Origin of the sequence: Dehalogenimonas alkenigignens (assembly GCF_001466665.1) — a bacterium.
In the GTDB taxonomy this organism is placed as follows: domain Bacteria; phylum Chloroflexota; class Dehalococcoidia; order Dehalococcoidales; family Dehalococcoidaceae; genus Dehalogenimonas; species Dehalogenimonas alkenigignens.
In genome coordinates this window covers 356,319-368,613 of sequence record NZ_KQ758903.1, presented here as the reverse complement: position 1 = coordinate 368,613, position 12,295 = coordinate 356,319, and the positions used below count along the sequence as shown (strand labels likewise).

Genomic DNA, 12,295 nt, shown 5'->3' with positions numbered 1-12,295 from the left:
GCCCCCGGCAACGGGGGCTCCCTTTTATAATCCCTCTCCCGCGGCCTCGCGGGAGAGGGTAGGGTGAGGGCGACACCGGCGTGGTGTAAAATGACGCTCAAGCTATGCCATACCTGAATAAAAAACTTGCCCGGGATCTCAGAAAGAGCCAGACAGAAGCCGAAAAGCTGCTGTGGTCAAAAATCAACAGCCGGCAATTAGATGGCATTAAATTCCGGCACCAGCGTTTGATCGGAGATTACATCGTTGATTTCGTCTCGCTTACGCATCGGCTTATCATCGAACTTGACGGCGAGCATCATAATGCCCTCGCGGATATTGACAGCGACAACCGGCGGACAGAGCAGCTCCAGAGAATGGGATACAGCGTAATCCGGTTCTGGAATAACGATGTGTTAAAGAACTGCGACGGCGTCGTCCATGTGATTCAAGACGAGCTTTCCCGTATCACTCATTCTGAAGATGTCAAGATTACACCCTCACCCTGCCCTCTCCCGTCAGGCGACGGGAGAGGGGATTCCTTGCCCGCTTTGCCAGAGAGCATATGAACACCGGCTACGTTTTCCATCCCTCATACCTGGACCATGACACCGGCGCCGGCCACCCGGAGACCGCCGCCCGGCTGGAAGCCGTTATGTCCCGCCTGAAATCCGATGGCCTGCTTGAGCGGCTGGTCCCCGTCGAGGCGCGGCGGGCGGCGGAGGCGGAACTTGCCGCTGTCCACAGCCGCGGCTATATCTCCAGAGTCAGGGAAATTTGCGCCGCGGGCGGCGGCTGGCTGGACGCCGACACGCCGGTCTCAAAAAAGTCCTGCGAGGCCGCGGAATATGCCGCCGGAGGCGCTGTGGCGGCCGTAGAGGCGGTCATGGGCGGCGGTGAGAGGATTTCCTCGTGCTTCGCCCTGGTCAGGCCGCCGGGGCACCACGCCTTCGCCGGGGCGGGCGGCGGCTTCTGTCTTTATAACAACATCGCCATAGCCGCGCGGTACGCCCAGTCCCGTTACGGTTTGAGGCGGCTGGCCATCATCGACTTCGATGTCCACTTCGGCAACGGCACCGCCGCTGTCTTTGAAGGCGACCCTGGCGTGCTGTTCATCTCAACGCACCAGTTTCCGCACTACCCCGGCGGCGGCGATGTTGACGACACCGGCAGCGGCAGCCGGATCAGCATACCGCTGCCCGAGGGCTGCGGCGACGATGAATATTTGTCCATCTTTGACGACATAATCCTCCCGGCGGTCAGGCGTTTCAGGCCGGAACTGCTGCTGGTTTCAGCCGGCTTTGATGCCCACCGGGACGACCCGCTGGCGGAGATGAAGGTCTCGACCGAAGGCTACTCCGGCATCGCCGGCAGGATCAAGCGGCTGGCTGAGGAAATCTGCGGCGGGCGGCTGGTCTTATGCCTGGAAGGCGGCTACAACCTGGAGGCGCTGGCGGCTTCCGTGGCGGCCACTTTCAGAGCGCTCCTCGGAGGCGCCCCGGATCTGTCGCCGCGCCCGGTGCCGCGGCGCGTCGCCGGCCTGGCCGCCGCATTGAAACAGCGGAACCGCCTGGACTAAGATTCCCGGCGCTCCGGGCAGGCGGCGGCGGGGCAGTTCGGGCAGTCTTCATCGCACGGCTCCACGTGAAGCGCCACCTCAAGCCGCGGCAGGCGCGCCCGCAGGTCGGCTTCGAGGTGGTCGCACATGCGGTGGGACTCCTCGACGGTGATGCCGCGGGGCATCACCAGATGCAGTTCCAGGAAGCGCTGGGCGCCGGCTTTGCGCGTCCGGATTTCATGAAAGCCCGCCAGGGCGCCGCGGTGCTCGTTCAGGATGTCGGCGATGAGCCGCTGCTCGGCGGGCGGCAGGCCGGCGTCGATGATGCCGCCGAAGGATTTATGCAGGATGTCCCAGGCCGCCCTGACGATGATCAGGGCTACGGCGATAGCGATAATGGGATCGAGAATGGTCAGGCCGGTCAACTGCACCGCCAGAAGGCCCAGGAGCACGCCCAGGGAAGTGATGACATCGGTGCGCAGGTGCTGGGCGTCGGCTTCCAGGGCCAACGAGTCATGCTCCCTGGCTGATTTGAAAAGGTAGCGGCTGACCAGGGTGTTGGCGGCGGCGGAGACGGCCATGACGGCGATGCCCCAGCCGAGCATTTCAACCTCGGCGCCGCCGATGATCCTCTTGACCGCCTCGTAGATGATCCACACCGCGGCGATGAAAATCAGTACCGCCTCGATGCTGCCGGAAACGTTTTCCCACTTGCCGTGGCCGAAGGGGTGTTCCCGGTCGGCCGGTTTGCCGGCCGCCCTGAGACCGAAGAAAGCGATGACCGCCGCCAGCAGGTCGAGGGCGGAATGGATGGCCTCGGCCAGGATGCTGACGGCGCCGGTGAGCAAGCCCACCGTCACCTTGAGGAAGATGAGCAGTGAATTGGAAGCCACCGAAACGGCGGCGGCGCGGCTGGGGCCGCCCACGGTTCTAGGCTCCGGCCCGGGAAGCCCTGGGCGCCAGGCGGCTCTTGTCGTAGTTGTCCCAGATGACCAGGATGGCCGGGGCGACGAACAGCGAATCATAGGTGCCGACGACGATGCCGATGAACATCACCAGCGCCAGGTTCTGGATGGTGGCGCCGACGAACAGCATCAGAGCCAGCACCACGATGATGGTGGTGAACGAAGTGTTCAGGGAGCGGATGAAAGTCTCGACGACGCTTCGGTTGACGATGCTTTCAAAGCTGCCGCCGCCGCGCAGGGTATTCTCGCGGATGCGGTCGTAGACGACCACGGTGTTGTTGACGCTGTAGCCGATGACCGCCAGGATGCCGATGATGAACACCAGGTTGATCTCCAGGCCTAATAACGCCGCCAGCGCGGCGAAGATGCCCAGCACCGCCAGGACGTCATGGAGCACCGCGGCGACGGCGCCGACGCCGTAATGCAGCGGCTTGGGCATGCGGCGGAAGGCGTAGGTCAGGTAAGCCAGGATGCCGATCGAAGCCAGGCCGACGGCGATCATGGCCGTTCTGGAGGTCTGGCTGGCGATAATCGGGTCAACCATCTCGAAGCCGCGCTCGGTCAGCGGCCCGAACGCCGCTTCCAGGCCGTCTTCAAGGCTATTCTTCTCGGCGTCGGAGAGGACGCCCAGCCGGATGATGAAATCCTCGCTGCCGGTCTCCTGGACGATGGCGTTGCCGTGACCCAGCGCCCCCAGTTCGCTCTTCAGGTCGGCCAGGGAGGGCGTGGTGTCGAAGGCGACGGTCAGGAGCGACCCGGCGGAGAAATCGATGCCGGACTTGAGGCCGAAAACCGCCAGAGACAAAAGCGATAAGGCGATGAGCGCCCCGGAGATGCTTAAAAACAGCTTGCGCTTGCCGATGATGTTAGGCATTCTGGTCACCTGCTTCGGTAGTGAATAGAGATAACTTCCGCGCGGTTTGGCTGCCGATGAGCATCCGCAGGAATGTCCGGGTAACGAACATGGCAGTGAACATGCTGGAGAGTACGCCCACGCCAAGGGTCAGGGCGAAGCCCTGCACCGGCGCCCCGGCGGCGACGCTGCCGCCGACCCAGACCAGGATGGCGCAGACGATGAGGGTGGTGACGTTGGAATCCCAGATGGCGGTCCAGGCCCGGGAGAAACCGGCTTCAATGGCGGCGCCGACGGTGCGCCTGGCCCGGAGCTCCTCTTTCATCCGCTCGAAGATGAGCACGTTGGCGTCCACCGCCATGCCGATGGACAGGATGAAGCCGCCGATGCCGGCCAGTGTCAGGGTGACCGGCACCAGCTTGTATATCGCCAGGACAATGGCAATGTATACCATTAACGCCAGGCTGGACAGAAAGCCCGGCAGGCGGTAGAAGGCGGTCATGAAAATCATAACCAGGATGACGCCGACGGCGCCGGCCAGTACCGACCGGTCGACGAAATCGGCGCCCAGCACCGGCGACACGGTATTTTCATAGATAATCTCCAGCGGTACCGGCAGGCGGCCGGCATTGAGCTGGCGGGACAGGATTTCGGCTTCGTTGAACGACAGGCCGGTAATGACGCCGCTGGTGGAGATGATGCCTTCGACGACCGGGGCGATCGGCTGGCCGTTATCGCCGAGGAGGGCGGTGTCGCCCTCAAAGATACCCATCCTTTTACCGAGGATGCGGGTAGTGACCGCCTCGCTGATCTTGGCGCCCTCTTCGTTCCATTCGAACCGAAGCTCGATTCGGCCGGTGGTCTGGTCGCTGGTTAAAAAGGTGTTGTCTTTAAAATAGCTGGAATCAAGCTCCTTGACCGCGCCGTCGATTTCGGCGGTAGCCGGCTTCCAGCGCCCCAGTTCATTCTCCCACCGGGCTTCCTCGCCTTCGGCGGCCAGTTCGGCGAAGACCAGAAGCGCCGTGGAGCCGATGCGCTGCTTCTGGGCGTCGGTCAGCGCCGTTCCCGGCAGCTGCACCACAACGCGGTTATCGCCCTGTTTCTCGATATTGGGTTCGCTGACGCCCAGCGGGTTGACCCGGTTACTGATGACGTCAACAACGCCGTTCAGGATGCTGTCCCGATCGGCCTCGGCTACTCCGGACAGGTCGGCTTCATATACCAGGTGCAGGCCGCCTTGAAGGTCTAAACCGAGTTCGATAGCCCGGCCGCCGATGACGCCTTTGCCCACCGGCAGCACCACCAGCGCCGAAAGGATGAACAAGACCAGGATGGTTATCAACCCGAATCGGTATTTTTTCATTCTTCAGTCCGCATCAGTAATTCCTGCCATGCCGCGCCGCTGCGCCTATTCTCCCCGGCAGCCCCGCCGCCGGTTCTTTGTTTCGTCAGCCGGAGGCTCCCGGATCAGCCGCTCGGCCAGTGTCAAAGCCTCTTCTTTAGAAGCGATTTCTCCGGTGGCCCGCGCCTCGGCGACTGCCTCCAGAACCCGGCCCATCGCCGGACCCGGTTTCATCCCGAAGCGCGCCTGAAGCTCGTTGCCGTCAACCAGCCGCCCGGACGGCTTGGCCAGCTGCCGGCCGCGTTCGGCCAAAACATAGCCCACTATTGTAACATGTTGGCGGAAGTTATCAAGGTCGAGGTCCGGGCCGCGGGCCGCCAGGTGGTCGGCCAGGCTCAGGTACAGCGTGGCGACGGCGGCGTCGCCGGTGTCCCGCAGGAAGCGGTAAACGGCTCTCGGCGTAGGAGGGATGGCTTCCGGACCGAGTTGGGTCGGCCTCAGGTGGGCTTCAACGATGGCGGTGACGAACCCTGCTTCCCGCTGGGAAAAACGCAGCCGCTTCATAATCGCGTCAGCTTTCTCGGCGCCCTTGCGGGCGTGGCCGTAGAACCGCAGGCGGCCGTTGGCGGCCAGAGTCCTGGTTTCCGGCTTGGCCACGTCGTGGATCAGAGCCGCCAGCCTGGTCAGCGCCAGGCGCGTGGCGCCGCCGCCGATCTTTCCCAGAAAATAAGCCTCTGATTCGCCGTCCCAGGGGATGAGCTGACGTGCCTTGGCGCTGGCATGCGGCCACATGCCCCGTCGCAACACCCAGTCCAAAGCACCGACCGTCTTCAGTTGATGGCCGAGCACGTCCCAGGCGTGTTCAGGCGGCTGCTCGACGCCGCGGCAGGTTTCGAGTTCCGGAAACAATGCCGCCAGCAAGCCCAGCCGGTCGAGATACTCGACGGTCTGACCGATCGAAGGCAGCGAAAGAATCTTGACCAGGTCTTCCCGGGTCCTTTCGCCGGCCACGCTGGCGGCCAGAGAGGCGGCGGCGGCTATCAGGCTTTCGGTGCCCGGCTCGATGGCAAAGCCCAGTTCGGCGGCCAGGCGCACGCCCCGGAGCAGGCGGGCCGGGTCGTCTCTGAACACGCCCGGCGAGACAGCCCTGAGTACTTTTCGTTCAAGGTCGGCCAGGCCGCCCGCCTCGTCGGTAATGACCAGTCGCTCCGGTAAAGGGTACGGGACAGCGGCTGCCAGCGCGTCGACGGTGAAATCGCGCCGGGCGAGGTCGTCCCGGATGGCGCCGGCGGCGGAGCTGATGTCAATCTCCTCGAAAACCGCCTGCTTGAGCGGGATACGGTACATTCCGGCGGCGGCATCGAGAGCGAAAAACTCCGTGCCCAGCGCTGCCGCCAGGGCGGCGGCCATTTTCCCGGCATCCCCTTCGACGACCAGGTCCAGATCATTTGCCGGACGGCCCAGGAGGGTGTCACGGAGATATCCGCCGACGACATACGCCGGCATGTCCAGGGCCGACGCCGTTTCGGCGGCGGCTTCGATAATGCCCCGGCGGCCGGGGTTGCTGACGGGGAGGAAAGGCTTGCGCGGTTGGGTCATAATCGGGTTCTAACTATACAGCCATCCGGGATATCCGGCAATTGCCGGGCGCGAATCAGTCGAGACCAACCGGATCGACGTTCAGCTGTATCCCGGCCGGCAAATCGGCTTGTTCCAGAAATTCGGCGATATGACGGCCTTTGACGGTCACCTGCCACCGGTAAAGACCTCTCCGCCGGGGCACGAAGGCGGGCGCCGGCCCGATAAACTCAATGCCGGGAATGCCGGCGGCGTCGCGGGACAGTTCCAACCTTTTTTTCAGGTTTTGAGCCAGTTTCAGGCCTTCCCCTTCGACAGTGTGACCGACGGTGGCTACCGCCAGTTCGCCGAAAGGCGGGTAGCCCAGCATCCTGCGGTATTCAATTTCTTTCTCGTAAAATGCCGGATAGTCGTGGTTGACGGCGGCCGCCACGGCGTAGTGTCCCGGCTGGTAGCTCTGAACGACGACCCTGCCCGGAAATTCACCCCGCCCGGCCCGGCCGGCTACCTGAAGCAGCAGCTGAAAAGTGCGCTCGCCGGCACGGAAATCCGGCAGGTTCAAAGCGGTATCGGCGTTTATTACGCCGACCAGGCCGACTCTGGGAAGATCAAGCCCCCGGGCCACCACCTGGGTGCCGACCAGAATATCGGCCTTGCCGGAGCGGAAATCGTCGAAGATGCCGTATCCGGCTTCTTTGCCGCGGGCGGCGTCGGAATCCCAGCGCAGGATTCTGGCTTCGGGGAATTCTTTCCTGGTCTCATCCTCCAGCTTCTGCGTCCCCAGGCCCAGGTATTTGATCCGCCTGCCGCCGCAGACCGGACAGGTATCCGGCACCCGGTAGGCGGTGTTGCAGTGATGGCAGATCAGGCGGTTTTCCACCGGGTGAAAGCCCAGCGGCAGGCGGCAGTTCCGGCACTGGAGGACTTCGCCGCAGTCGCGGCACTGGATGAAGGTAGCCCCGCCGCGGCGGTTGTAGAAAAGGATGATCTGCTCGCCGTTTGACAGCGCCGCCCGCATCTCGGCCGCCAGCTTGCGGCTGAATATGGACAGGTTGCCCTGTTTCAGTTCGCTGCGCATGTCTACCAGCCAGACCGGCGGCAGCGGGGCGGCCGGCCGGGGAGTCAGCCGGTGAGGCAGTTCCAGCAGGGTGTACTCGCCGGCGGCAGCCTGGAAGCGGGTCTCGATATCGGGTGTCGCCGAACCCAGCAGCAGCGCCGCGCCGGTTTCCCGGGCTAATCGTCGGGCGGCGGCGCGGGCGTGGTACAAAGGGGGCGTCTCCTGTTGCTTGTAAGCCCACTCATGCTCTTCGTCGATGACGATCAGCCCGGGGCTGCCGAACGGGGCGAACAGGGCGCCTCTGGGCCCGATGACGATATCATAGTGACCTTCGTCCATGCCCCGCCACTGATCGTAGCGTTCTCCCAGCGGCAGCCGGCTGTGAAGCACGGCCACCCTGCCGGGGAAACGGGCGGTGAAACGCTCGATGATCTGATGGGTCAGCGATATTTCAGGCACCAGCACGATGACCTGTCTGCCCGCCCCGAGAGCGTGAGCCGCGGCTTTGAGATACACCTCGGTTTTGCCGGAGCCGGTGACGCCGTGGAGCAGGAATGCCCGGCCTTCGCGCCTGTCAATGGCTCCGGCGACGGCGTTCACCGCCGCGGCCTGGCCGGACGTCAGTTCGGGTACGATCGGCAGCTCGACAGCCGCGGGCAAGTTCGGAGCGCGCCGGCTTTCTTCGGCGGCAACCCTGACCAGCCCCCTGGCGGCCAGAGCGGCGACGGCGGATGCGGAGTTACCGCCCAGGGCTTTTCCAAGTTCGGCCGCCGCCAGCCGGCCCCCGGCTTCAAGGAGCCTTCTCAGAGCGGCGGCCTGTTTCGGGGCTTTTTTCCGGAGAGTCCCGGCGGCGGTTTCGGCCGCCCCGGGTTCCACCGCTAACAAGATTACCCGTTCAAGCCTGGGTTTGACCCTGACCGGCTGCAGCCTGAACCGCCGTTCGATGAGGTTGGCTTCCAGCAGGCGGCGCAGCGCCTTGCGCGCTTCCGTCTTGCCGAAAAGCTTCTCCAGCCTTTTTTGCTCCTCGGGCTGTTCGTCATCGAGGCTGGACAGAACGGCCGCTTCGATCTCCGAGAGGGGGAGGTCGGCCGCCGCTGGACGGCGGGTGAAGATTGGTTCGGCTTGCCTCTCGAACCCCGGGGGCAGCCACAGCGCCAAAGAGGGGAACAGCGGCGCCAGATAGTGCCTGGAGATCCAGAGGCTGACCGCTAATTGGGCCGGGGTGAGGCACAGGGGCGGCTCGATAATGCCTGATAAAAGGCGGGTTTGGGCGAAACGCGGCCTATCGGCCACCTCGATCACAATGCCCTGGAGGACTTTGGGGCCGAATGGCGCCAGCACCGCCTGTCCCGGCCGGACGGCAAGCCCCGGCGGTAGCTGGTAGCTGAAAGCGTTCCGGCCGGCGGCCGGAGAGTTGACGCTGACCTCGGCGTAAGCCAAAGCGCTCTCCGCTCCGTTAAATTGACCGAGGCTCTCCGCAATCGGAGAGCCTCATGTCGCAGGCATCGGGCGGCGGCTTAAGCCGCCGTTTCTTTTTCTTCCTTGATGCGGGCAGCCTTGCCGGATAAGCCTCGCAGGTAGTACAGCTTGGCGCGGCGGACGCGGCCGCGGCGGGTGACTTCAATCTTGGCGATGAGCGGCGAAGCGAAGGGGAAGATGCGTTCCACGCCGACGCCGTAGGACAGGCGGCGCACCGTGAAATTGCCGCCGTCAGTGCCGGAGCGCTTGCGCAGCACCACGCCCTGGAAGACCTGGATGCGCTCTTTGTCGCCTTCGATGATCCGGACATGCACCTTGACCGTATCGCCGGGGTTGACTTCCGGAAAGTCGGCCTTCACCGCCGGGGGTACCAGTTCAGAGATTCTCATTTACAGGGACTCCTTTATTTGCCGCGCCGGTCTGAACCGGCGGTGGTATCAGGTCACAGACCAAATAGTAAATCATAAACCGGGGTCCGATAGCAAGCCCCGGCGCCGGCGCCGTCTATTTTGACTCAGGCGCATCTGTATTATATTATATTAATAGGAATAATTACTATTAAGAATTGAAATATATGCGTTGCACCAGGCAAAAAGAGAAGATTTTAGAGTACCTACAAGCCACCACCGTCCACCCGACGGCTGAGCAGGTATATGAGAGCGTCAGGAGCAGCCTGCCGCGCATCAGCCGGGGGACGGTCTACCGTAATCTTGAAAAACTCTGCCGCAAGGGTGAAGCCATCGAGCTGTATATCGGCGGCCGGGTGAGCCGCTACGATGCCCGGACCGGCGGTCACGGCCATCTTTGCTGCCGGAGCTGCGGCCTGGTCGCCGACGTCGATGTTCCTTTCGATCATACCTTTCATCAGGAAGTGGTCGAGCGGACCGGCTTCAAGGTCAACGGCAGCGCCGTGCAGTTCAACGGGGTATGTCCGGCCTGCCAGAAAAAAGAACAGAAAGTTAAAAAGGAGGCAACGCAATGATTGGTTTCTTCGGTCCCATCGAAAAGCAGACTCTGAAAAACGGCAATTTCAGGCAGGTGTTGTTCACCGGCAAACACGCCCAGCTGGTGGTCATGAGCCTCAAGCCCGGAGAAGAGATCGGCAATGAAGTCCACCATCACGTTGACCAGTTCTTCCGGGTTGAGCAGGGGGAAGCCACTTTTACCCTCGGCGATGAAAAGCACGTCGCCCGCGACGGCGATGCCGTTATCGTCCCGGCCGGAACCTACCATAATGTGGTCAACACTTCCAAAACGGAGACGATGAAGCTGTACACCATTTATTCTCCGCCGAACCACCCTGACGGCACGGTCCATAAAACCAAGGCTGACGCCGAAAGGGCTGAAGCTGAGGAACATCACTAGCCGGCTTTGCCGCGGCGGCGGTTGGTTGACACTCCCCGGCGGGGCAACATGTGAGGTGATATGGAAATCGGTCAGTGGGTCGCAGTCTATGTGGCGTCTTTAGCAGCGTTTCTGGCAATTGACCTGGTCTGGCTGGGCAAAATCGCCAGGGGATTTTACCGGCGGCAGCTGGCCGACCTGATGCTGGAGAAGCTGAAATGGCAGCCGGCGCTGGGCTTTTATCTGCTTTATGTTTTCGGCCTCCTGGTGCTCGTTGTGGCGCCGGCGGTCGAAGCCGGTTCGGCGCTTAAGGCCGGCGGCCTGGGCGCGCTGCTGGGCTGCGTCAGCTATGCCACCTATGACCTGTCCAATTTGGCCACCCTGAAAAAGTGGCCGGGCGCCGTGGTCGCCGCCGATATCGTCTGGGGCTCCTTGCTGACCGGCGCCGTTTCCCTTATCTCCTATGCCGCGGCCCGGGCGGTCGCCGGATAGATGAGCCGTCAAATAATTTGAAGGAGTAATATGGAGTACGAACCGCAGTTCAAACGCCTCAGGGTTTACAACGCTTTCATGGGACTCCTGCATCTTATCCAGGCGGCGGCGGTGCTGGTTCTCAGCAACGATTTCAAGCTGCCGGTGACCACCTCGTTCCTGTCCTTTGATGAAACCATCGGCCGGCTGTGGCCGGTGACCGATGTCTGGATCAATGTGCCGCTCGGGGCCATGGTCGCCGTGTTCCTGCTGCTGTCGGCGGCCGCGCATTTCATCATCGCCTCGCCGCCGGTATTCGGCTGGTATGTCAGAAACCTCAAGACGGGCATCAACTACGCCCGGTGGTATGAATACTCCTTCAGCGCTTCGCTCATGATCGTGCTGATCGCCATGCTGTGCGGCGTGTATGATCTGGGCGCCCTGCTGATGGCCTTTGCTCTGACCGCAGTAATGAACCTGTGCGGGCTGGTGATGGAAGTCCACAATCAAACCACCCAGCGGACCAACTGGATTTCCTATACCGTCGGCTGCATCGCCGGCGTGGCGCCGTGGGTAGCCATCGCCATCTATTTCTTCGGCTCGCTGTCCCAGGCTGATGGCGGCGTCCCCACCTTTGTCTACGTCATCCTGCCCACCCTGTTCGTCTTCTTCTTCAGCTTTGCTTTAAACATGGTGCTGCAGTACCGCAAAGTCGGCCCCTGGCGCGACTACCTGTTCGGCGAGCGCGTCTACATCCTGCTCAGCCTGATAGCCAAGTCCGCGCTGGCGTGGCAGGTCTTTGCCGGCACCCTCAGGCCGGTGTAAATTATGGCTGTTAAAGTTGTCACCGACAGCACCTGCGACCTGCCGCCGGAGGTCGCCCGCGATCTGGGCATTACCATCATCCCGATTTATGTCCGTTTCGGCGCGGCGGTCTATCGCGACGGCGTGGACATAACACCAGGCGAGCTCTATCCGAGGCTGGTTGCCTCGGAAGAGCACCCGGCCACCTCCCAGCCCAACCCGGAGGACTTTGCCGCCGTTTACCAGGAAGTCTCCAGGGATGCCGACGCCATTGTCTCGATCCATATCTCATCCAAGATCAGCGGCACTTATAATTCGGCTGTCATGGCTGTCAGGGCGGCGGATTACGGCTGCCCGGTGGAAGTGGTGGATTCGGCTTACAATTCGGCAGGCCTCGGGCTGGTGGCCCTTGCCGCCGCCCGGGCTGCCAAATCCGGGGCCGGTCTGGCGGAGGTGCTCGCCGCAGCCAGAGCGGCTGTCTCTCAGGTCAGGATGTTCGGCATGTTCCGCACCATGAAATACCTGGCCCGGAGCGGCCGCATCAACAGAGCCGTGGCTGCGGCCTCCAGCGTGCTCAACGTCATGCCCTTATTGACCTTCCATGACGGTGAGATCGCCCGCGCCGGCCTGGTGCGCACGATCGGCAGGGGGATGGAAAAAATCATCGAATTCGTCAGAAAACACGCCCCGGTGACTGAAATCACCGTTGTCCACAGCCGCGCCGCGGAGGAAGCGGAAAAACTGAGAGGCTGGTTGGCGGAGTTCCTGAATCCGGAGAAAATCCTGGTCTCGGAGTTGGGGGCGGGGCTCGGGGTTCACGGCGGGCCGGGGGTGCTCCTGGTCGGCCTCAGGCGGGCGGGGTGAG

Annotated in this window: 13 protein-coding genes; 7 read left to right on the top strand and 6 right to left on the bottom strand. The window is 62.8% G+C overall.

The features are described 5' to 3' along the window. Positions 1-104 precede the first annotated feature (104 nt). Both DEALK_RS01985 and DEALK_RS01980 read left to right on the top strand, forming a co-directional pair. A complete protein-coding gene (locus tag DEALK_RS01985) occupies positions 105-548 on the top strand; it encodes an endonuclease domain-containing protein (RefSeq protein WP_065128669.1) in 444 nt (147 codons plus the stop codon). After that, positions 545-1,558 carry a histone deacetylase family protein gene (locus tag DEALK_RS01980; protein ID WP_065128667.1) on the top strand — a complete coding sequence of 338 codons (1,014 nt, stop codon included), beginning with the start codon at positions 545-547 and terminating at the stop codon, positions 1,556-1,558. The genes DEALK_RS01985 and DEALK_RS01980 overlap by 4 nt, the downstream gene beginning before the upstream one ends. Here the strand turns inward: DEALK_RS01980 and DEALK_RS01975 are convergent. The 6 genes from DEALK_RS01975 to rplS form a co-directional block, all read right to left on the bottom strand. Next, positions 1,555-2,463 carry a cation diffusion facilitator family transporter gene (locus DEALK_RS01975; RefSeq protein ID WP_058438227.1) on the bottom strand — a complete coding sequence of 303 codons (909 nt, stop codon included), beginning with the start codon at positions 2,461-2,463 and terminating at the stop codon, positions 1,555-1,557. The genes DEALK_RS01980 and DEALK_RS01975 overlap by 4 nt on opposite strands. 4 nt (positions 2,464-2,467) lie before the next feature. Further along, positions 2,468-3,376 carry a protein translocase subunit SecF gene (gene secF / locus DEALK_RS01970; RefSeq protein WP_058438225.1) on the bottom strand — a complete coding sequence of 303 codons (909 nt, stop codon included), beginning with the start codon at positions 3,374-3,376 and terminating at the stop codon, positions 2,468-2,470. Next, positions 3,369-4,718: a protein translocase subunit SecD gene (gene secD, locus DEALK_RS01965; RefSeq protein WP_058438224.1), complete on the bottom strand. Its 1,350-nt coding sequence runs from the start codon at positions 4,716-4,718 to the stop codon at positions 3,369-3,371. Before secD ends, secF begins: the two co-directional genes overlap by 8 nt. 45 nt (positions 4,719-4,763) lie before the next feature. After that, positions 4,764-6,296: a tRNA nucleotidyltransferase/poly(A) polymerase-related protein gene (locus DEALK_RS01960; protein ID WP_058438222.1), complete on the bottom strand. Its 1,533-nt coding sequence runs from the start codon at positions 6,294-6,296 to the stop codon at positions 4,764-4,766. A 55-nt stretch (positions 6,297-6,351) separates the two neighbouring features. Next, positions 6,352-8,772, bottom strand: a complete 2,421-nt coding sequence (priA, locus tag DEALK_RS01955; RefSeq protein WP_058438220.1) for a replication restart helicase PriA — start codon at positions 8,770-8,772, stop codon at positions 6,352-6,354. Between the two features lie 77 nt (positions 8,773-8,849). After that, a complete protein-coding gene (gene rplS, locus DEALK_RS01950; RefSeq protein WP_058438218.1) occupies positions 8,850-9,200 on the bottom strand; it encodes a 50S ribosomal protein L19 in 351 nt (116 codons plus the stop codon). Positions 9,201-9,385: 185 nt separating this feature from the next. Between rplS and DEALK_RS01945 the strand changes: the two genes are divergently transcribed. Genes DEALK_RS01945 through DEALK_RS01925 form a run of 5 tightly spaced genes read left to right on the top strand, consistent with a single transcriptional unit; the run spans position 9,386 to position 12,294 of the window. Further along, positions 9,386-9,793 (top strand): Fur family transcriptional regulator, encoded by a 408-nt coding sequence (locus DEALK_RS01945; RefSeq protein WP_058438216.1) that lies wholly within the window; start codon positions 9,386-9,388, stop codon positions 9,791-9,793. Next, positions 9,790-10,176, top strand: a complete 387-nt coding sequence (locus tag DEALK_RS01940; RefSeq protein WP_058438214.1) for a cupin domain-containing protein — start codon at positions 9,790-9,792, stop codon at positions 10,174-10,176. Before DEALK_RS01945 ends, DEALK_RS01940 begins: the two co-directional genes overlap by 4 nt. A 60-nt stretch (positions 10,177-10,236) precedes the next feature. Further along, a complete protein-coding gene (locus DEALK_RS01935) occupies positions 10,237-10,647 on the top strand; it encodes a DUF2177 family protein (RefSeq protein ID WP_058438212.1) in 411 nt (136 codons plus the stop codon). Between the two features lie 30 nt (positions 10,648-10,677). After that, positions 10,678-11,451, top strand: coding sequence for a heliorhodopsin HeR (gene heR, locus DEALK_RS01930; RefSeq protein ID WP_058438211.1), 774 nt, complete (start codon positions 10,678-10,680; stop codon positions 11,449-11,451). A 3-nt stretch (positions 11,452-11,454) separates the two neighbouring features. After that, entirely contained in the window at positions 11,455-12,294 is an 840-nt protein-coding gene (locus DEALK_RS01925) for a DegV family protein (RefSeq protein ID WP_058438209.1), read from the top strand. Position 12,295 lies beyond the last annotated feature (1 nt).